Origin of the sequence: Streptomyces sp. NPDC001852 (assembly GCF_042891825.1) — a bacterium.
In the GTDB taxonomy this organism is placed as follows: Bacteria; Actinomycetota; Actinomycetes; order Streptomycetales; family Streptomycetaceae; genus Streptomyces.
Genome location: NZ_JBIATN010000022.1, coordinates 1 through 20,075, shown reverse-complemented (window position 1 = coordinate 20,075; position 20,075 = coordinate 1). Strand labels below are relative to the sequence as shown.

Sequence of the window (20,075 nt, the reverse complement as noted above, 5' to 3'; positions counted from 1 at the left end):
CTTACCGGGCGGCGGATCATTTCCTACGAATGGGCGCCGCGGTTCGCACGGGGCGTGCCCGCGGTGGCCCATTTCGCCCGGCGGCCGGAAAGATCCACGCCCACCGCCGTGGTCCGCGCCGCTACCGATCGGGCGCGCGTAGGGTCGGCGGCGAACGCATTCGAGGAAGGGGCCAGACCATGGCGCAGGAAGTGCGCGGCGTGATCGCACCGGGGAAGGACGAGCCCGTACGGGTCGAGACGATCGTGGTGCCGGACCCGGGCCCCGGCGAAGCCGTGGTGCGCGTCCAGGCCTGCGGTGTCTGCCACACCGACCTGCACTACAAGCAGGGCGGCATCTCGGACGACTTCCCCTTCCTCCTCGGCCATGAGGCCGCCGGTGTCGTGGAGTCGGTCGGCGACGGCGTGAGGGATGTGGCGCCCGGCGACTTCGTCGTCCTCAACTGGCGCGCCGTGTGCGGCAACTGCCGGGCCTGTCTGCGCGGCCGGCCCTGGTACTGCTTCGACACGCACAACGCTGAGCAGAGGATGACTCTGGCGGCGACCGGTCAGGAACTGTCCCCGGCCCTCGGCATCGGCGCGTTCACCGAGAAGACCCTCGTCGCCGCCGGCCAGTGCACCAAGGTCGACCCGGCCGTCTCCCCGGCGGTCGCCGGCCTGCTGGGCTGCGGGGTCATGGCCGGTATCGGCGCCGCCATCAACACGGGCGGTGTCGGGCGGGGCGACTCCGTCGCCGTCATCGGGTGCGGCGGCGTCGGCGACGCGGCCGTCGCCGGGGCGAACCTCGCCGGCGCCGCGAAGATCATCGCGGTGGACATCGACGGCCGCAAGCTCCACAAGGCGCGCACCCTGGGCGCCACCCACACCGTCAACTCCGAGGAGACCGACCCGGTCGAGGCGATCCGCGAGCTCACCGGCGGCTTCGGCGCCGACGTCGTCATCGAGGCCGTCGGCCGCCCGGAGACGTACCGGCAGGCCTTCTACGCCCGCGACCTCGCCGGCACCGTCGTCCTCGTCGGCGTCCCCACCCCCGAGATGAAGCTCGAACTGCCCCTGCTGGACGTCTTCGGCCGCGGCGGCGCCCTCAAGTCGAGCTGGTACGGCGACTGCCTGCCCTCCCGCGACTTCCCCATGCTGATCGACCTGCACCTCCAGGGCCGGCTGCCGCTGGACGCGTTCGTCAGCGAGACCGTCCACCTGGACGAGGTGGAGAAGGCGTTCGAGCGGATGCACCATGGAGACGTGCTGCGTTCCGTGGTGGTGTTCTGATGACCGTACGCATCGAACGCCTCGTCACCTCCGGGAAGTTCACCCTCGACGGCGGCACCTGGGACGTCGAGAACAACGTGTGGATCGTCGGCGACGAGCGCGAGGTGATCGTGATCGACGCCGCCCACGACGCCGAGGCCATCGCCCGTGCCGTGGACGACCGGCGCCTGATCGCCGTCGTGTGCACGCACGCCCACAACGACCACGTCAACGCCGCACCGGCGCTCGCCGACCGCACCGGCGCCACCATCTGGCTGCACCCCGACGACCTGCCGCTGTGGAGGACGACCCACCCGCACCGCGAGCCCGACCGGCACCTCCTGGACGGCCAGGTCATCGAGGCGGCCGGCGCCGACCTGACCGTGCTCCACACCCCGGGCCACGCCCCCGGAGCCGTCTGTCTCCACGACCCCGCCCTCGGCGTCGTCTTCACCGGCGACACCCTGTTCCAGGGCGGTCCGGGCGCCACCGGACGCTCCTACTCCCACTTCCCGACGATCATCGACTCCATCCGCGACAGGCTCCTCACCCTCCCGCCGGAGACCAAGGTCCTCACCGGCCACGGCGACCCCACCACCATCGGCGCCGAGGCACCGCACCTGGACGAGTGGATCAAGCGCGGACACTGAGACCGCGCCGGCAATACCGACAGAAGGTGTCCGGCTTTCCCGTGACAGTGGACGGCGACAGCAGTCACAGCAACGGGAGGCCGGACATGTCAGGACCGCTCAAGGACAAAGTGGCGCTGGTCGCGGGGGCGACCCGGGGCGCCGGACGCGGCATCGCCGTGGAACTCGGCGCGGCCGGCGCCACCGTCTACGTCACCGGCCGCAGCACCCGCGAGCGCCGCTCGGAGTACGACCGCCCCGAGACCATCGAGGACACCGCCGACCTCGTCACCGCCGCCGGCGGACACGGCATCGCCGTCGCCGCCGACCACCTGGACGCCTCCGCCGTACGCGCCCTGGTGGAACGCGTCGACGCCGAACAGGGCCGCCTCGACGTCCTCGTCAACGACATCTGGGGCGGCGAGAAACTCTTCGAGTGGGACACACCGGTCTGGGAGCACGACCTCGCGGGCGGGCTCAGGCTCCTCCGGCTCGGCGTCGAGACACACGCGATCACCAACCACTTCGCGCTGCCGCTGCTGCTGCGCCATCCCGGCGGCCTGGTCGTGGAGATGACCGACGGCACCGCCGACTACAACCGCGACACCTACCGCGTGAACCTCTTCTACGACCTCGCCAAGGCCTCCGTACTGCGCATGGCCTTCGCCCTCGGCCACGAACTGGGCCCGCGCGGCGCCACCGCCGTCGCCCTGACCCCGGGCTGGCTGCGCTCGGAGCTGATGCTCGACCTGTACGGCGTCCGCGAGGACAACTGGCGCGACGCCCTCGCCCGCGAACCGCACTTCGCCATCTCCGAAACCCCGCGCTATGTCGGCCGCGCCGTCGCCGCCCTGGCCGCCGACCCCGACGTGGCCCGCTTCAACGGGCAGTCGCTCTCCAGCGGCGCACTCGCCGAGGTGTACGGCTTCACCGACCTCGACGGCAGCCGGCCCGACGGCTGGCGGTATCTGGTCGAGGTCCAGGACGCGGGCAAGCCGGCCGACGTCACCGGATACCGCTGACCGCACGCCCGCGGGGCCGTTCGGTCACCGCATGACCGATCGCACCCGCTTCGCGGGACACGGAGTTCTCGTCACCGGCGCGGCCCGCGGCATCGGCGCCGCCGTCGCACGAAGGCTCGCCGAGGAGGGCGGGCGGGTCCTGGTCACCGACCGGGACCTGCCCGAGGCCGAGCGGACCGCCGCCGCCCTGCGCCAACAGGGCCTCGCCGCCGAGGCGTTGGCGTGCGACACCGCCGACCGCGACGCGGTGGAGGCGGCCGTCGCCCACGCCGTCGCCGCGTTCGGCTCGCTCGACGTGCTGGTCAACTGCGCCGCCCACTGCACCCCCGACGTCCCGCTCTTCGAGGACGACCCGGACGAGGCCTGGGCCCTGGACCTCGACATCACCCTCACCGGCAGCTACCGCTGCTGCCGCGCCGCCCTGCCCCACCTCGCCGCCTCCGGACGCGGCGCGATCGTCGGCATCGGCTCCGTCAACGGCCTGCAGGACTTCGGCAACCACGCCTACAGCGCCGCCAAGGCCGGCCTCGGTTCGCTCACCCGCACCCTCGCCGGGCACGCGGCGGGCCGGGGCGTGCGGGTGAACCTCGTGGTGCCCGGCACGGTCCGCACCTCGGCGTGGGAGGGGCGCGAGGACGAACTCGACGCGATCCGGCGGCTGTACCCCCTCGGCCGGGTCGGCGAGCCCGAGGACATCGCCGCCGCGGTCGCCTTCCTCGCCTCCCGCGACGCCGCCTGGATCACCGGCACCACCCTGATCGTCGACGGCGGACTCACCGCGGTGAACACCGGCTTCCACACGGCCGTACGTCATCCCTGACGCGGTGTGCCGGACGCCGCCGCCAGCACCCGAAGCACCCGCTCGGTGTCGGTCTCGGTGGTGCGCCAGTTGCTGAACGCGGCCCGCAGCCCGGGCACCCCGTCGTACACGGTCGGCGTCAGATACGCCTCCCCGGACGCGGCGACCGACCGGGCCAGCGCATCGACCCGCTCCTGCGTGGCGTCCCCGGCCAGGGTGAAGCAGACGACGTTCAGCCGGACCGGCGCCAGCAGCCGCAGGCCCTGCAGCGCGTCGATGCCGGCCCCGAGCCGGCGCGCCAGGGCCACGTTCCGCTCGACGATCTCCCGGTGTCCGGCACGCCCGTAGGCCACCAGCGAGAACCACGCGGGCAGGGCGCGCAGCCGCCGGGAGTTCTCCGGGGTGAGATGGAGGAAGTCGGGGTCGCCGGCGGGCAGGCCCAGATAGGGGGAGGCGTTGTGGAACACCCGCACCTGAAGGTCACGCCGGCGGGTGAACTGCACGGCCGCGTCATAGGGGACGTTGAGCCACTTGTGCAGGTCCACGCAGACCGAGTCGGCCGCGTCCAGACCGTCGACCAGCGCGGCGTACTCGGGGGAGAGCGCCGCGAAACCGCCGAAGGCGGCATCGACGTGCAGCCAGAAGTCGTAGCGCTCCCTCATCGCGGCGATCGCCCGCAGATCGTCGAAGTCGACGGTGTTCACGGTGCCCGCGTTCGCCACGACGATCGCCGGCCGGCCGCCGAGCGCCGCGAGGGCCGACTCCAGCGCGGCCACGTCCACCGCCTCCCGGTTGCCGGGCACCAGCGGCACCCGGCGCAGCCGGTCCCGGCCGAGGCCCAGCACCGACATCGCCTTCTGCACGCTGGAGTGCGGGCTGCCGGACAGCACGTCGACCGGGCCGAGCGCCGCCGCGCCCTCCCGGGACACGTCCACACCGAGCCGCTCCCCGAGCCACTCCCGGCCGATGGCCAGACCGACCGTGTTGGAGGCCGTCGCCCCCGTCACGAACGCGCCGCTGTGCGCCTCGCCCAGCCCGAACAGCTCCCGCAGCCAGGCCACCGTCTCCCGCTCCAGCTCCGCCGCCCAGGAACCGCCCGCCCCCGAGATGTTCTGGTCGAACGCGGACGTCAGCCAGTCCCCGGCGACCGACGCGGGGGTCGCGCCGCCGGTGACGAAGCCCAGATAGCGGGGGCCGGCGGAACCGGAGAAGCCGGGCGCCCAGCGCTCGGAGAACCGCGTGAGCGCCGCGTGTGCGCCCGCGCCGTCTTCCGGGAGCGGTGCCCGGGCGGGCGCCGCTCCGTCCACCGCGACCGGCCGCTCGGCCAGCGCCGCCGTTGTATCAGCCGCGAAGTCACGGGCGGACTGGAGCAGTTCGGGGAGCCGGGAGAGGTCGTCGGCGAGGGTGGGGTGCATGTGCCGCAGCGTAGAGGGGAGGGTGAGCCGTGGGCCCGGTCCAATTCGGGGAAACTGGACTGGACTGGAGTGCTCCGCCGCGCGGGCACGAGCAACCCACCACGCACCCGCACCCGGCCATGGTCGGAACCTCCCGCTGCGCTCACCCGTCCCCGCCCATCCCCACCGACAACCGCCCCAGAAGCTCCCGCGCCGCCGGCGGCATCGGCCCCTCCGCCCGCCACGCCAGGGCCACCCGGCCACGTGCCCGTGGGTCGTGCAACGGCAGCACGGCGAGACCGGGCCGGGGGCCGGGACCGGGCAGGACGGCAACCCCGAGTCCCCGAGCCGCCAGCCGGCACACCCCATCCGGCGTCGCCGCCTCGAACGCGATGTGCGGCCGGAAACCCGCCTCGGCGCACAGCCGTTCCACCACACCCCGCATCCCGGTGCCGCGCGGCAGGCCGATCAGCCGGTGCCCGCGCAGAGCCGCCGGCGGAACCGCACCGCGGCCGCCGTACTCGGCGAGCAGGGGGTGTCCGGGGACGGCCGCCACGACCAGCGGCTCGTCGATCACCACGTGGTGGGCGATGCCCGGCGGAGGCGTCTCCTGGGCGACACCGACCACCGCGAGGTCCAGCTCGCCCCGGCGCAGCGCTGCCAGCATCCGGTCCGAGGTGTCCTCGGTGAGCGTGACCTCCACCTGGGGGTGCGCGTCATGGAAGTCCGCCAGCTGCCCGGCCAGGTCGAAGGGGTGCGCGAGGGTGCCGGGGAGCAGGCCGACGGCGACCCGGCCGCGCAACAGGCCGGTGTACTCCTCCACCGTCTGCCGCACCCCGTCGACGGCCGCGAGCGCGGCCCGCGCATACGGCAGTACGGCCTCCCCCACCTCCGTCGGCCGCACCGAACGGCCCGAGCGGTCCAGCAGCGGCTGCCCCAACTCCCGCTCCAGCTGCCGCACCTGCGCGCTCAGCCCGGGCTGGGCCAGATGCAGGCGCTCGGCGGCCCGGGTGAATCCGGCCTCCTCCACCACCGTCACGAAGTACCGCAGCTGCCTCAACTCCATAACGGATCATGCTAGATGCGAGACGGATCATGTCTTGGACTTCCGGCGACGGCGTCCACACCCTGGATGCATGGGGAAAGCAGCGCACACCGCAGCAGACAGGGCCGCCACGGCTGACGCCATCGCCGCCGAACGTCGAGAACTGGCCGATCTTTTCGAGGCGTTGACACCCGAGCAGTGGAACGCGCCCAGCCTGTGCGCGGGCTGGCGGGTGCGGGAGGTCGTGGCGCACATGTCGATGGGGTTCCGTCACCCGACCAGGCAGGTACTGAGGGAACTGGTGAGGGCGCGCGGCAGCCTGCACCGCATGACCGACCGGCTCGCCCGCCGCGACGCGGCCGCCCACCCGGACGCCGTACTCGCCGGGTTCCTGCGCACCCACGCCCATCACCCCTGGACGCCCCCGATCGGAGGTCTCGCCGCGGCCCTCGGCCACGACGTCGTGCACGGCCTGGACGTTACCGTCGCCCTCGGGCTGGGTCGCGAGGTACCCGAGGACCGGCTGCGGATCCTGCTGGACGCCGTCGACCCGCGCGCCTTCCGGGTCTTCGGCACCGACCTGAGCGGCGTACGGCTGTGCGCGGACGACCTCGACTGGTCCTTCGGCTCCGGCGTGCCCCTGTACGGCCGTGGACAGGACCTCCTGCTGGTCGCGTACGGCCGCAGGCTCCCGGCCGGCCGGCTGCGCGGGGAGGAAGTTCACCGTTTCGTCACAGCCTGACCGGAACCACAACCCCTACGCCGGCGCACAGGTCTAGCAGTCGGACATCGCGGGAATCGCGCAGGGAGGCACCCGGGGCAGGCCCTGGGCGACAAGGGGAGACGGAGATGCACATGGGGGACATTCGCAGACGAGCGGTCGTCGCGCTCGGCGTCACGGGACTGGTGGCGCCGCTGACGCTCGCCCTTACGGCCGCACCGGCCCAGGCCGCGAGCTGCACCATGCAGACGGGGCCGTACCAGAAGCAGGTGGAGAAGTTCCTCGGCCGGCCGGTCGACGGCAGGCAGTCCGCCGCCGACTGCCAGGCCATCCAGGCCTTCCAGAACAGGCACGGCATCACGCCCGCCATCGGCTACGCCGGACCCGTCACCTGGGGCGTGATGGATCTCATGAACAAGCAGAAGGCCGTCGGGAACAACCCGAACAAGGACGGCGCGTGCCCGGTGAACAAGGGCCGGATCGCCTGCGTGAACCTCTCGCTCCAGCTGAGCTGGATCCAGGACGGCAGGAAGCTCGTCTACGGACCGGTGCCCGTCCGCACCGGCCGCAAGGGCTATGTCACCCGCACCGGCCTGAAGAAGATCTACTGGCGGGACCTCCACCACGTCTCGACCGTCTACAACGTGCCGATGCCCTACAGCCAGTTCTTCGACGGTGGCCAGGCCTTCCACTCGGTCGAGCTGAGCATGTGGAACCCGCCGGGCTCGCACGGCTGCGTCAACATGACGACCAAGGACGCCAAGGCGTACTGGTCGCTGCTGAGGACGGGCGACGACGTCTTCGTCTACGGCCGCAAGCCGGGCACCTGAGCAGCGCATGAGCGGCAGCTCAGCAGCACCCGGGCGGCCCTGAGCCGTCGCCGCCCGGACCCTCACCCCTCCGGCGCGTCCCCGAAGTCGGGGATCGCCAGCCGTACGCCGCCCTGCCGCGCGGACTCGTGCGCGACGATGCCCGGCAGGGTGTAGCGGGCGGCGACCCATGCGTTCACCGAGGGCAGCGAGCGGGTGTTGACCGCGGTGACGAAGTCGTCCACGAGGAAGTGGTGGCTGCCCTCGTGGCCGTTGTGCAGCTGGTCGAACTCCCGCGGCAGCCCGGACCGGTCGTGCACGGGCGCCGAACCGGAGGTGAAGGCGGCCCGCAGCTCGGGCGCGATGTGCGCCAGGGACGGGTCGTCGGGGGCCAGGCTCGGCCTGGGCTCCAGCAGCCGGCTGATGTCCTTCACCCCGTTCTTGTCCTGCCACAGCGCCACCGTCGCCAGCTGCTCCATGCTGGCCTCCGTACCGAAGAACCGGAACCGGGACTCGCGGATGTGCGAGGGATAGCCGACCCGCCGGAACTCGTTCGTACGGAACGATCCGCCGCCCGCCACCTCGAACAGCGCGGTCGCGTTGGACACGTCGTTGTCGAACTGGCTGACCGAACGATCGAAAACGCCGTCCCCGCGATCGTCGCGCACCCCGATCGCCGACACGCTCACCGCGTGGGTCCGCCAGGCCCCGAGCACCCCGCCGACCGAGTGCGTCGGGTACAGCAGCGGCGGATAGCTGGCGGTCGCCTTCCAGTTCTCGCCGCCGCTGTACTGGTACGCCTCGTAGAAGCCGAGGTCCATGTCGTGGACGTAGTCGCCCTCGGCGTAGAACAGCCGGCCGAAGGCGCCCTCGGCGATCTGGTTGCGGGCGTGCACGGTCGCCGGGTTGTACTGGCTGGTCTCACCCATCATGTACGTCAGCCCGGTGGCCCGTACCGCGTCGATGATCGCGGCTATCTCCTCCGTGGTGATCGCCATGGGGACGGCGGAGTAGACGTGCTTGCCCGCGCCGAGGCCCCGCAGGACCAGCGGGCCGTGCGTCCAGCGCTGGGTGAAGATCGCGACCGCGTCGACCGCCCGTGACTCCAGCATGGCCTCGTACGACGGGAAGGTGCCGGCGAGACCCTGCGCGGCCACGAGCCGCTCGGCCCGCTCGGGCAGCAGGTCGGTGACGTACACATCACGGACGCCGGGATGGGCCTGGAACAGCGTGGCGAACTGACCGGAGAACTGTCCGGCGCCGACGATGCCGAGAGAAAAAGTCATGCCGATTACTTTTGACGCGAAAGAATCCGATCGTCAAGAGGGCGGGGAAGTCGTGTAGATCGCTCCCCACTCCGTTAAGGTGGGCCTGATTATTTCTGAGTCAGAAGAAAAAGGGGGGGGTCGGGTCCATGACCAGCTGGCTGCCGCTGAGCTCCGCGGAGCGTTCCGTGGCGATCGAGGTGCTCGTGCACGGACCGCTGTCCCGCACCGAGCTGGCCCGGCGCCTCGGACTCTCCCAGGGCAGTCTCACCCGGCTGACCAAGCCGCTCCTGGAGTCCGGACTGCTGGCCGAGGCCCCCGAGGCGGCCGGCCAGGCCCAGGCGCGGCAGGGCCGTCCGTCGCAGCCGCTGGACGTCGTGGCCGACGCCCGTTCCTTCCTCGGCTTCAAGATCACGGGGGACATGGTCTACGGCGTCGTCACCACGCTGCGCAGCGAGGTGACCGGAAGGCACGACCGGCCACTCACCACGCACGACCCGGACGCCGTCGCCACGCTGCTCGCGGAGATGGCGGCCGCCCTGACCGAGGGGCGCCCCGCCCCCGCGGGTGTCGGCGTCGGGGTGGGCGGGCTGGTGCGCGAGCGCGCGGTGGTCGCCGAGTCGCCGTTCCTCGGCTGGCGGGACGTGCCGCTCGCCGCACTGGTCCGGGAGCGCACCGGGCTCCCGGTCGTCGTGGAGAACGACGTGGCCGCCCTGGTCGAGGCCGAGACCTGGTTCGGCGCGGGCCGCGGACTCGACCGCTTCGCCGTCCTGACCATCGGCGCCGGCATCGGCTACGGGCTGGTGCTCGGCGGGCGGCGCGTGCCGTTCGCGGAGGAGGGCCGCGGCTTCGGCCGCCACTGGATCATCGACCCGAACGGCCCGCTCACGCCGAACGGCACCCGCGGCAGCGCCGTGTCGCTGCTCACCATCTCCAGCATCGAGTACCAGATCCGCGCCGCCACCGGCCGTGACAGCACCTACGAGGAGATCCTCGCCGATGCCGCCGCGGGCGAGCCCATGGCCTCCCGGGTGATCGACGAGGCGGCCCGGGCCCTCGGCACCCTCGTCGCCCAGATCGCCAACTTCGCGATGCCGCAGAAGATCCTGCTCGCCGGGGAGGGGGTCGGCCTGATGGATGTGGCCGGGAACACGGTCCGTGAGACGATCGGTGTCCACCGGCATCCGCTCGCCGACCCGGTCCGCCTGGAGACGAAGGTCTCCGACTTCCACGACTGGGCCCGCGGCGCCGCGGTGCCGGCGATCCAGGTACTGGTCCTGGGTGAGGGCCAGGTGTGAACTCCCGCCTCACGCTTGACAGATCGACGTGATGAGCACCACGTCCGTAATGTCCGTATAGGGTGGGCTTACTCACAGCGCCTTCACCTCGATCGGCATATGCTTCACAGCATGTCCACCACTGTTGAAGCCGCCCCCGAGCGCTCGGCCGCGGAGGTCAACGAGGAGATCAGGGCCTTGTGGCGCCGGTCGGGCGGGACACTGACCACCGAGCAGCGCGCGGAGTACCAGCGCCTCGTGATGGAGTGGGCCGCAGCGACCCCGCGGTCGCAGCGGGCCGCCTGACCGGCCTCGCGCGGACCGCGCCGAACCCCCCAGGGCACCCGTGAACGCACGGGTGCCCTTTGCATGCCGTCTGCGTCGGCTCGTCGCCCGGGTTTCAGCCCCAGGTCGCGGAGTAGTACCGCTGATAGGCCTTGCGATCCTGTTCGGCGCGGATGTAGCGGGTCGCGACCAGCGCGATCAGACTGCCGGCGATGACCAGCAGCCCGGGGCCGACGTTCCGGGTGTCCGTGAGCCGAGCCAGCAGCGTCTCGCTCTGCGCGCCCGTCACCGGCGCCGCGGAACCCGGGGCGGCCGCGCTCGGCGCCACCGCGCCCTGCGCGGCGGCGGACGGCGCAGGGGAGGGGGGCGCGCTCCGGGCGGCACCACCGGCGTTCTGCGCCGACACGATCAGCTTGACGTTGAGCGCCGCAAGCGCCCTCGTCACCGGCTGGAAGAACGTCGTCCCGCCCGCCGTGCAGTCACCGTTGCCGCCCGAGGTCACACCGAGCGCGATCCCGTCGGAGAACAGCGGTCCGCCGCTGTCGCCGGGTTCGGCGCACACGGTGGTCTGAATCAGCCCGGTGACCGTCCCCTCCGGGTAGTTGACGGTCGCGTTCAGCGCGGTGACCGTCCCGTCGTGCAGGCCGCTGGTGCTGCCGCTGCGGAACACCCGCTGACCCACCGCCGCATCGGCGACCCCGGTGATCCGCACCCCGTTGCCGCCGCCGATCGCGACGACGTCGGCGCCGTCGCCGGCCTTGCCGGAGGCGTACTGCACGAGCGAGAAGTCATTGCCGGGGAAGGTGCTGCTCACCGTCCGGCCGAGCTGCTGGTTCCCCTGGTTGTCGGCGAACCAGGTCGATCCCGCGGGACCGCAGTGACCGGCGGTGAGGATGAAGTCGCTCTGCCCGTTGGTCACGTTGAACCCCGCCGAGCAGCGGCCGCCGGTCGACAGGATCGGCTGAGCGCCGTTCAGCCGCGTGGTGAACGTGCCCTTCGTGCGCTCCATCCGCACGAAGTTCCCTATCCTCGCGGCCACTTGGCTCATCCTGGACCAGTCGCCCGCGGACACCGTGCTGTCCGCGCTGACCAGGACCCGGTTGGTCCGGTAGTCCACCGCCCACGCGGTGCCCGCCACGCGCGGCGCCGAACGCAGCGTGGCCGTCGCCGACTTGAGCTCGTTCATGCTGTGCGGCACGACCTTCGCCTCGGCGCCCGCGCGCCGCACGTCCCGCGCCGCCGCCTCGTCGGTCACCGCCACGACCGGCCGCCCGTCGGCGCCGATCCAGTTTCCCGCCGTCCGCGCCGTGCCCAGCCGCGCCACCAGCGCGGCCCCGGTGTCCGTGGCGCCGGACACGCCGGACGCGGCGGCGAACGGTCTGCCGGCGGCCGTGGGTGTCTCGCTCGCCATGGCCTCCTGGGCGACCATCGCACCGCCCAGGAGGAGTCCGCCGACCGCCGCCAGTCGTGTCACCCGCCTGACGATCCGTCGTCGTGCGTGCCGCATGCAGGGCTCCCGAAGCCGAACCGAACCCGCGCCGCCCCGTGCGGCGGCGCGCAGCCCTCGGGTCGTCGAGGGCCCGCACCTCCATACGCGTCCCACGGCCCGGGCGTTCAGCGACACCGGCGATCTCCGCCGGTCGCGCTCGTCCGCCGCGGCTTCCTGCGGGGCCGTGCCCGGCTCCCGCGGGATTCCGGCGGCCTGTGCCTGTTCTTGCGGTGCCCTTTCGGCGGCGCTCGGCCGTCGCGCGCTCCCACCGGCCGGCGCCCGGCTCCTGCGGGCCCGTGCCCGGTCCTACGGGCCCGTGTGGGCCGCTGCTCGGCTCCTGCGGGATCCTGCCGGACCACGGTCGGTCCCTGTTGGCCCCTGTGGGCCCCTGCGGGTGCCTGGTCGGTCCTTGAGGGGTCCCGCCGGACCATGGTCGGCTCCTCCGGATCCTTCCGGGCCGTGGTTGGCTCTTGCGGGCCCGTGCTCGGCTCCTGCGGGACTCTGTCGGCCCCTGCTGGGCCCCTGGGGGATCCTTCAGGGCCGTGCCCGGCGCCTGTGGGACCGTGTGGGCCGCTGCTCGGCTCCTGCGGGACCCCGCCGGACCACGGTCGGTCCCTGTTGGCCCCTGTGGGCCCCTGCTTGTCTCCTGCCGGCCCGTGGTCGGTCCTTGAGGGACCCCGCCGGACCATGGTCGGCCCCTGCGGGGCCGTGCTCGGTTCGTGCGGGATCCCCTCCGTCATGCGGCGGTGGCCCTTCTTTGGGCTGGGTTCTCGTGGGGTCCCGCCCGCCGGGCCGGCTCAAGCGGGATCCCCCGGCGGGCCAGGGCTTGCCCTTGCGGGGCCGACGGCCGGGCTTCCCTTTGTGGGGCCGGCGGGCGGGGCTTGCCCTCTGTGTGGCCGGCAGGCGGGGCTTGCCCTTTGTGGGGCCGGCGGGCGGGGCTTGCCCCTGGGCGGGCGGGGCTTGCCCCTGTGGGATCCTCCGGCCCGGTGCTCAGCTCTTGCGGGCCACCCCGCCGAACATCGCGACCTCCTCCGGCTCGGCCCCATGGTCGTCCTCCGGGCGCCAGCGCGAGCAGGACACGACACCGGGCTCCAGCAGCTCCAGACCGTCGAAGAACCGGGCGACGTCCTCGGGCGTGCGCTGGGTCAGCTTCGGGGTGCCGTGCTCGTTCCAGAACTTCACCGCCTCGTCCACGTCCGGCATCGCCGGGTGGGTGACGGTGTGCGACAGCACCAGGTGGCTGCCGGCCGGCAACCGGTCCGTCAACCGCCGCACCAGGCCGTACGGGTCCTCGTCGTCGCCGATGAAGATGACCACGCCGAGCAGCATCAGCGCCACCGGCTCGCTGAAGTCCAGCGTCTTCGCCGCGTGCTCGAGGATCGCGTCGACATTGCGCAGGTCCTCGTCCAGGTAGTCGGTACGGCCCTCGGGCGTGCTCGTCAGCAGGGCGCGCGCGTGCGCCAGGACCAGCGGGTCGTTGTCGACGTACACGATCCGCGACTCCGGGGCGATCCGCTGGGCGACCTCGTGCGTGTTGTCCGCGGTCGGCAGCCCGGTGCCGATGTCCAGGAACTGCCGGATACCCACCTCCCCGACCAGATGCCGCACCGCACGGCCCAGGAACAGCCGGTCGGCGCGCGCGTACTCCCCGATGCCGGGGTGCAGTTGGCGTATCTGGTCGCCGGCCGCGCGGTCGACCTCGTAGTTGTCCTTGCCGCCGAGCCAGTAGTTCCAGATCCGGGCGGTGTGCGGCTGGCCGGTGTTGATGCGGGCACGCAGCGACACGGCCACGTCGTCGGTGGCTGCCGGGTTGTCGGTCACGTGGGTCAGCTCCTGGGTGCGGATGAGTTGCCGGACGAGGGATACACCGTTCAAGACGCAATCTAGACGCCCGAGTTGATCTCTGCTCGCCTCCCCGGTGTTCCGGTCGTTCCCGCGCCCCGCGGCGGCTCCTATCGTGAGCCCCATGACCCGCATCCCGCACACCGCTCCCGGCGACCCCGACCCGCTGCGCGCCCTCGGCCTGGAGCAGTTGCCCCGGCGTACGAGCATGAAGTGGCGCACCTACCCCGAGGACGTGCTGCCGTTGTGGGTGGCCGAGATGGACGTACCCCTGGCCGGACCCGTCGTCCGCGCCGTGACCGACGCGCTGGCCCTCGGCGACACGGGGTACCCCGCCGGCACCGCCTACGCCGAGGCGCTGGCCGCGTTCGCCGCCGAACGCTGGGACTGGGACGGCATCGCCGTCGAGCGCACCGCGATCGTTCCGGACGTGATGCTCGGTGTGGTCGAGATGATCAAACTGGTCACCGGGCCCGGCGATCCGGTGATCGTCAACCCTCCGGTGTATCCGCCGTTCTTCCAGTTCGTCACCCACATGGGCCGCAGGGTGGTGGAGGCCCCGCTCGGCTCTGACCTGCGCATCGACCCGGCCGTCCTGGAGGAGGCGTTCCGGGCGGCGACCGCCGGGACCGGCCGCGCCGCCTTCCTGCTGTGCAGCCCGCACAACCCCACCGGCACCGTGCACACGGCGGACGAACTGGCCGTGGTCGCAGCCCTCGCCGAGCGGTACGGGGTCCGGGTCGTCGCGGACGAGATCCACGCCCCGCTCGTCGCCCCCGGCGTCACCTTCGTGCCGTACCTGAGCGTGCCCGGCGCCGGACGCGGCCTGTCCCTGATGTCGGCCTCCAAGGGCTGGAACCTGGCCGGTCTCAAGGCGGCCCTCGCCCTCGCGGGGACCAAGGCCGCCACCGACCTCGGCCGGCTGCCCGAGGAGGTGAGTCACGGCCCCAGCCACGTCGGCGTCATCGCCCACACCGCCGCGCTGCGCGAGGCCACCGGCTGGCTGGACGCCCTGCTGGCCGGGCTGGAGGCCAACCGGCGCCTGCTCACGGGTCTGCTCGCCGAGCGTCTGCCCGCGATCCGCCTGCACCCCGCCGAGGCCACCTGCCTGGCCTGGCTCGACTGCCGCGCCCTCGGCCTCGGCGACGACCCCGCGCAGGTCTTCCTCGACCGCGGCCGGGTCGCCCTCAGCCCGGGCCCGGCCTTCGGCACCGGGGGCGCGGGGCACGTACGGCTGAACCTGGCGACCTCCCCCGAGATCCTCACCGAGGGAGTACGGCGCATGGCCGCCGCCCTGCTCTGACCGAGCGGGTCTCCCGAGCGTGTGACCGAGCCGGTCCGCCGGGCGGGGCGGCCTCCTAGACTGCCGTGCATGGACGACTCGCGGCTGGACCGGCTCGGCTCCGGCAAGTACCTGCTCGTGACCAGCCACCGCAGGAACGGCACCACGGTCGCCACCCCGGTGTGGGTGGTCCGGGACGGTGACACCCTCGGTGTCTGGACGGCCGCCGACAGCTTCAAGGTCAAACGGATCCGCCGCCGCGCGGACGTCCTCGTCGGCCCGTGCGACCTGCGCGGAAACCCCACCGGCGACCAGGTGCCGGCCACCGCGGAGATCACCGATGCCGCGACCACCGCCCGCTACCGGGACCTCATCGCCCGCAAGTACGGCATCGTCGGCCGCCTCACCCTGTTCGGCAGCCGGCTGCGGCGCGGCCTGGACGGAACGGTCGGCATCAGGGTGACACTCGCGGAGTGAGGGCCGACCGGAACGGCTCCTGCCACCCGGTCCGGCCACGTACACCGAGCCGTCGTGGTCCGGCCCGCCGACCGACGAACGCGGGCGGCGTACTGCTCACCCTGCGCCCGCTGCGCAGCCTCAGGTCCAGGCGCCCCGGTACGGCTCGTCCAGCAGCTGGAAGACCGGCTCGCCCCGCACCGGATCCTGGGCGGTGGACAGCCGGACCCGGTCGCCGCTGTGGATGCCGACCGGCGGGCCCATGACCCGGCCCCGTACGACGAACCCCTCGGCCATCTCGATCAGCGAGACATTGCGCGCCGCGGGCGTGTTGCGGTGCACCACGGTGGAGTGCCGGACCGTCCCGACACCCTCGCTGCGCTCCGTGCGCAGCTCGCTGCCCTGGCACACCGGACAGAGCAGCCGGTGGTACATCGCGGTGCCGCACCAGGTACAGCGCTGGAAGACGATGGCGTCCCTGGAGTCCGCGGAGACGGGGTCGAGAAGACCCGCCGCGGAGCCGGCCGCCGGATGCGAGACGTTTGCTGAGTAGTGGTACACGCTGGTCAACTCCCTGCGCTCGGCCGGAATCCCGCGTGTCCGGCGCGCACCGGGCACACGCGTGCCCGGCAGCTGCGCCACCGTGCACGCCGACAGGGTATGGCACTCAGTGTCACTCGTAAAGGCACTGCGTACCCCCATTTTGCGAAAGTGTGGCGTGTCAGGCGCGACCGAGCGCCGTCTCCAACTCCTGCACCACCCGCCACAGCGGGGCGTCCCGGCGGGAGACCAGCACCACCACGTCGTCCGGACCGCCCGCCGGCTCGCCGGCCGGCAGCGGACCGATCCGGACGGGTGCCGCGGCGGGCTCGGCGGCGTTCCCGAACGCCCGCTGCACATACCCCAGCGCGTGGTCCACGGCAGCGCCCGCGTCACCCAGACCGTCCGAACGCAGCCAGGAGCGCAGGGCGTTGTTGTGCGCGGCGACCACCGCGGCCGCGACGACGTCCGCCCGCAGCGTCCCGTCCGGGCGGCCCGCGAACCGCCCGCGCAGGTACTCGGCGAGCGCACGCTCGTAGCGCCACACCACCGACAGCTCGTAGGCCCGCAGGCCCGGCACCTGCTTGGTGAGGCGGTAGCGCTGCACGGAGAACGTCGGGTTCTCCGCGTACATCCCCAGCACCAGCCGGGCCGCGTCGCACACCCGTCGCACCGGTTCGTGCTCCTCGTCGCTGGCGGCGAGGAAGGCGGTCATGTCGGCCAGGCAGCGCTCGTGGTCGGGGAAGACCACGTCCTCCTTGGAAGGGAAGTAACGGAAGAACGAACGCCGGCCGACCCCGGCCAGGGCCACGATGTCGTCCACGGTGGTCTGCTCGTACCCGCGTTCCAGGAAGAGCTGGAAGGCCGCCGCGACGAGGGCGTCGCGCATCGGCGGCTTCGCGGCCGGCGCCGCGCTGCTGGAGCTCATGAAGGGGAACGTAGCACCCGGACCATTCTTGTGACACTCAGTGCAGTCCAAGCAGGCGTGGCGGGGAACTGAGTGCTGTAGGCACAGGTTGCCGAACATCGCATCCCGGAGTTGCGCATCCGCTCCTCCTGCGGCGCTGAGACCCGCACGGACGGCTCGCCCCGGCCCGTGCCCGACCCTGCGCCGGGGCCCTGAGGGCCTGGACATCGCGGAGTTGAGGCCGGCGGGACCCCGAGGGAAGTCGCAACGGACCGGAGTACGGGCCGGGGGCCGGCGCGTCCATGCTCCGACGTAACCTTTCTGCACCCATTGCCGTGCCCCCGCCGCCCCAAGGGGCCGCACCGCCCGAGGAGACCCCGTATGCCCGCCGCCCGCCCCCGCCTGCTCTACGTCACCGACCTGGCGTACGAGGCCCGCGGGCGTCGCTACTGCGACGAGGACATCCTCCTCACCTCCCGGCTGCGCGACCGTTTCGACCTCGCCCTGTGTCATCCCCTGGACGCCGCCGCGCTGATGGACGGCTTCGACGCCGTGGTCGTCCGCAACAGCGGGCCCGTCCTCGGCTACCAGCGCGCGTACGACGCCTTCCGCGCGCGAGGGCTCGCCACCGGCGCCCGCGTCTACAACCCGCTCACCGGCAAGGCGGACGTGGCCGGCAAGCAGTACCTGATCGACCTGAGCGCCGCGGGCTTCCCGGTCATACCGACGGTCGGCCGCGCCGAGGAACTGCACCTGCTGCCGCCGGTCGAGCGGTACGTCGTCAAGCCCAGGCTCGGCGCCGACTCCCTCGGCCTCAGGATCGTGCCCGCCGGCCAGGTCGCCGCCCTCGCCACCGGCCAGGTCCTGATCCAGCCCTGCGTCGACTTCGTCCACGAGGTGTCCTTCTATTTCGTCGACGACGACTTCCAGTACGCCCTCCACGCCCCCGACCCGCAGCGCCGCTGGGAGCTCAAGCCCTATGCGGCCACCGCCGCCGACCTGGAGTTCGCCCGGCGTTTCATCGACTGGAACGACCTCGGCCACGGCATCCAGCGCGTCGACGCCTGCCGCACCCGCGACGGCGGCCTCCTGCTGGTCGAACTCGAGGACCTGAACCCCTATCTGTCCCTGGAGGCCCTGCCGGAGGAGGCCAGGGACGCCTTCGTCGCCGCGTTCACGGCGTCCCTGGGCCGGTTCGTGCAGGGAGTGCGGGAGGTGCTCAGCCCAGCCTGACGGCGACCCGCTGGGTGACCCCGGCCGTACCCGTCAGATCGCCGAAGGCCAGCGTCAGGGTGGCGCCGGTGGCCGCCGAGGCGAGCGTGCCCGGCGCGGACGTCACCGCGGCGACGGCCCGCCGCCAGGTCAGGGTGAGGCTCGTGCGCATGCGCATCGGATCGCTCACCGCGATCACGGCGGTGCCGTCGTCGTTCTCGCTGATCATCACGGAGCACGGATCGCTCGCGGTGAGCCTCCCGACCGTTCCGCCGAGCCAGAAGTTCACCCCGGTGAACCCGAGCGAGGCGACAGTCACCCCCTGCCCGCTGTTCGTATTGCCGAGCACGGTCAGCCAGTGGGGGTCCGCGGCCCGCGCCCGCGTACGGGCCGCGGTGGCGCCCGGCAGCAGAAGATAGGCGTACGACGCGTTCACCGGGTCGGTGCCGTGGTCGACGTACATCGTCAGGTACCTGCGGTTCAGGACGGTGGTCGAGCCGCCCTTGTTGATCGCGCTCCAGCTGCCGTCCCGGGCGTCGCGCAGGGCCCGTACGGCCGCCCCGCCGGGGAAGACATAGCCGCCGTGCCCGCCGATGTGCGCCCACCTCGCCCCGGTGAGCGTCGCCGACCAGGGGTAGCAGGCCGGCTGGACCGTGCCGTCGACGGTGAAGGGGGCGCCGCCGGTGGGGCCGAGGTTGCGGTTCTCGACCGTGGTCTCCACGGCCGTGCCGTCGGTGCAGCTGATGCCCGCGCCGAGACAGACGACCGTGTCGTCCAGGAAGAACCACGACTTCTTCGCCTCGAGCGTCGACTGCAGGCCCTTGAGGTACTGCCCGACGGCCGCCCGCCGTCCGTCCGTCGCGCCGCCCACCCAGTTCACGTCCGGCTTGGGCGCGCCCCAGTCCCCGCCGGCCTCGTCCGCCAGTGCCTTGCGCGAGACGGTCGTACCGGGCAGCCGGTAGGGGTCGACGGTGGGCCAGAAGGCGTCGCTGTACTGGCCGCCTCCGAAGGTGTCGCCCCACCAGTAGAGCATGCCGGAACCGGTGTGCCAGCCGCGCAGGTTCTCGCCGTTGCCGGTCTCGTAGTACGTGATCCGCCGGTCGGCCATGCTCAGCGCGGCCGCCCAGCCCGGGCCGCGGTGCGTGGCGCGGGCCATGGACGGGAAGAGCCGGTGCCCGGCCGGCTCCGCCGCCGCCGTCACCGTCGCGTCGTCGTGAACCCCCTTGAGCCGGGCCAGATGTGGCAGGCTCAGCACCGGGTCGGCGAGCGGCGGGCTGTAGTGGTCGCGCTGCATCCAGCCCTTCACCAGAGCACGCCAGCGGGCGTTCTCGGCCGCGCCCGCTCCCTGCCCGAGCAGCACGATCGAGCCGAGGATCGGATGGCCGCGCAGATGGTCGTCCTGCTGGATCCCCTCGGGGTCCGCCGCCGAGAGCCCGCGGCTGATCGCCCGGCCCGAAACGGCGTCCATCACCAGGCCGTTGTGGAGGAACGGCGCCCAGGCGTGCTCCACCGCGTCGAACACGATCTGCCGGTTCGGATCCGTCACCTCCCAGCTCGAACCCGCCAGCAGCGCGAACAGCAGCCCGAGACCGCCGAGCATGACCGAGCCGTAGGAGCCGGTGTACGGCACGGAGGTGTGCTGGATGAACGAGCCGTCGGCGTACAGGCCGTCGCCGGAGGCGACGTACGGGAACACGGGGGAGAGGGCGTCGCGGGGGGGGGCGCCCCGCGGCCCCCCCCCCCCCCCCCCCCCCCCCCCCCCCCCCCCCCCCCCCCCCCCCCCGGCCCCCCCCCCCCCCCCCCCCCCCCCCCCCCCCCCGGGGGGGGGGGGGCCCCCGGGCCCCCCCCCCCCCC

The 20,075-nt window shown here is 72.9% G+C and carries 18 protein-coding genes and 1 pseudogene; 11 read left to right on the top strand and 8 right to left on the bottom strand.

Translation table 11 applies throughout. From position 1 onward, the window contains the following. The first annotated feature begins 179 nt into the window (after positions 1-179). From ACFYZB_RS31480 to ACFYZB_RS31465, 4 genes are all read left to right on the top strand, one after another. Positions 180-1,268 (top strand): S-(hydroxymethyl)mycothiol dehydrogenase, encoded by a 1,089-nt coding sequence (locus ACFYZB_RS31480; RefSeq protein WP_388764344.1) that lies wholly within the window; start codon positions 180-182, stop codon positions 1,266-1,268. Continuing rightward, a complete protein-coding gene (locus ACFYZB_RS31475; protein WP_388764342.1) occupies positions 1,268-1,897 on the top strand; it encodes an MBL fold metallo-hydrolase in 630 nt (209 codons plus the stop codon). Before ACFYZB_RS31480 ends, ACFYZB_RS31475 begins: the two co-directional genes overlap by 1 nt. An 86-nt stretch (positions 1,898-1,983) precedes the next feature. Next, positions 1,984-2,898 carry an SDR family oxidoreductase gene (locus ACFYZB_RS31470; RefSeq protein WP_388764341.1) on the top strand — a complete coding sequence of 305 codons (915 nt, stop codon included), beginning with the start codon at positions 1,984-1,986 and terminating at the stop codon, positions 2,896-2,898. 31 nt (positions 2,899-2,929) lie between these two features. Next, positions 2,930-3,718: an SDR family NAD(P)-dependent oxidoreductase gene (locus ACFYZB_RS31465; RefSeq protein WP_388764338.1), complete on the top strand. Its 789-nt coding sequence runs from the start codon at positions 2,930-2,932 to the stop codon at positions 3,716-3,718. On the opposite strand, the gene ACFYZB_RS31460 is transcribed toward ACFYZB_RS31465, so the two are convergent. Continuing rightward, the gene (locus tag ACFYZB_RS31460; protein ID WP_388764337.1) at positions 3,709-5,112 is read right to left on the bottom strand and encodes a pyridoxal phosphate-dependent decarboxylase family protein; all 1,404 of its coding nucleotides are present in this window, start codon (positions 5,110-5,112) and stop codon (positions 3,709-3,711) included. The genes ACFYZB_RS31465 and ACFYZB_RS31460 overlap by 10 nt on opposite strands. Positions 5,113-5,254: 142 nt before the next feature. Further along, positions 5,255-6,157, bottom strand: a complete 903-nt coding sequence (locus ACFYZB_RS31455) for a LysR family transcriptional regulator (protein ID WP_388764335.1) — start codon at positions 6,155-6,157, stop codon at positions 5,255-5,257. 70 nt (positions 6,158-6,227) lie between these two features. Here ACFYZB_RS31455 and ACFYZB_RS31450 point away from each other — a divergent pair, with 70 nt between their 5' ends. Beyond that, positions 6,228-6,878, top strand: coding sequence for a maleylpyruvate isomerase family mycothiol-dependent enzyme (locus tag ACFYZB_RS31450; protein WP_388764334.1), 651 nt, complete (start codon positions 6,228-6,230; stop codon positions 6,876-6,878). A 113-nt stretch (positions 6,879-6,991) separates the two neighbouring features. After that, positions 6,992-7,687: a L,D-transpeptidase family protein gene (locus ACFYZB_RS31445; protein ID WP_388764332.1), complete on the top strand. Its 696-nt coding sequence runs from the start codon at positions 6,992-6,994 to the stop codon at positions 7,685-7,687. A 62-nt stretch (positions 7,688-7,749) separates the two neighbouring features. Here the strand turns inward: ACFYZB_RS31445 and ACFYZB_RS31440 are convergent, their stop codons facing one another. After that, the gene (locus ACFYZB_RS31440) at positions 7,750-8,952 is read right to left on the bottom strand and encodes a Gfo/Idh/MocA family protein (RefSeq protein ID WP_388764330.1); all 1,203 of its coding nucleotides are present in this window, start codon (positions 8,950-8,952) and stop codon (positions 7,750-7,752) included. Between the two features lie 128 nt (positions 8,953-9,080). Here ACFYZB_RS31440 and ACFYZB_RS31435 point away from each other — a divergent pair, with 128 nt between their 5' ends. Together ACFYZB_RS31435 and ACFYZB_RS31430 are read left to right on the top strand one after the other, a co-directional pair. Beyond that, complete coding sequence (locus ACFYZB_RS31435; protein WP_388764328.1) at positions 9,081-10,229, top strand: ROK family protein; 1,149 nt, start codon at positions 9,081-9,083, stop codon at positions 10,227-10,229. Between the two features lie 99 nt (positions 10,230-10,328). Next, positions 10,329-10,514: a hypothetical protein gene (locus ACFYZB_RS31430; protein WP_153537178.1), complete on the top strand. Its 186-nt coding sequence runs from the start codon at positions 10,329-10,331 to the stop codon at positions 10,512-10,514. A 94-nt stretch (positions 10,515-10,608) separates the two neighbouring features. Here ACFYZB_RS31430 and ACFYZB_RS31425 read toward each other — a convergent pair whose 3' ends face one another. Both ACFYZB_RS31425 and ACFYZB_RS31420 read right to left on the bottom strand, forming a co-directional pair. Beyond that, entirely contained in the window at positions 10,609-12,000 is a 1,392-nt protein-coding gene (locus ACFYZB_RS31425) for a S1 family peptidase (RefSeq protein WP_388764327.1), read from the bottom strand. A 972-nt stretch (positions 12,001-12,972) separates the two neighbouring features. Beyond that, entirely contained in the window at positions 12,973-13,803 is an 831-nt protein-coding gene (locus tag ACFYZB_RS31420; RefSeq protein ID WP_351211954.1) for an SAM-dependent methyltransferase, read from the bottom strand. Positions 13,804-13,948: 145 nt separating this feature from the next. On the opposite strand from ACFYZB_RS31420, the gene ACFYZB_RS31415 reads away from it, so the two are divergent. Together ACFYZB_RS31415 and ACFYZB_RS31410 are read left to right on the top strand one after the other, a co-directional pair. Then, a complete protein-coding gene (locus ACFYZB_RS31415) occupies positions 13,949-15,127 on the top strand; it encodes a MalY/PatB family protein (RefSeq protein WP_388764325.1) in 1,179 nt (392 codons plus the stop codon). 69 nt (positions 15,128-15,196) lie between these two features. Further along, the gene (locus ACFYZB_RS31410; protein WP_351211721.1) at positions 15,197-15,583 is read left to right on the top strand and encodes a PPOX class F420-dependent oxidoreductase; all 387 of its coding nucleotides are present in this window, start codon (positions 15,197-15,199) and stop codon (positions 15,581-15,583) included. A gap of 120 nt (positions 15,584-15,703) precedes the next feature. Here the strand turns inward: ACFYZB_RS31410 and ACFYZB_RS31405 are convergent, their stop codons facing one another. Both ACFYZB_RS31405 and ACFYZB_RS31400 read right to left on the bottom strand, forming a co-directional pair. Continuing rightward, positions 15,704-16,123, bottom strand: coding sequence for a zinc ribbon domain-containing protein (locus ACFYZB_RS31405; protein ID WP_351211952.1), 420 nt, complete (start codon positions 16,121-16,123; stop codon positions 15,704-15,706). A 160-nt stretch (positions 16,124-16,283) separates the two neighbouring features. After that, positions 16,284-17,030, bottom strand: a complete 747-nt coding sequence (locus ACFYZB_RS31400; protein WP_388764323.1) for a TetR family transcriptional regulator — start codon at positions 17,028-17,030, stop codon at positions 16,284-16,286. Positions 17,031-17,390: 360 nt separating this feature from the next. Between ACFYZB_RS31400 and ACFYZB_RS31395 the strand changes: the two genes are divergently transcribed. Continuing rightward, positions 17,391-18,242, top strand: a complete 852-nt coding sequence (locus tag ACFYZB_RS31395; RefSeq protein WP_388764322.1) for a hypothetical protein — start codon at positions 17,391-17,393, stop codon at positions 18,240-18,242. Here the strand turns inward: ACFYZB_RS31395 and ACFYZB_RS31390 are convergent. Then, a pseudogene (locus ACFYZB_RS31390) lies at positions 18,229-19,944 on the bottom strand (polysaccharide lyase 8 family protein); the annotation flags it as partial. The gene ACFYZB_RS31395 and the pseudogene ACFYZB_RS31390 overlap by 14 nt on opposite strands. Between the last annotated feature and the right edge of the window lie 131 nt (positions 19,945-20,075).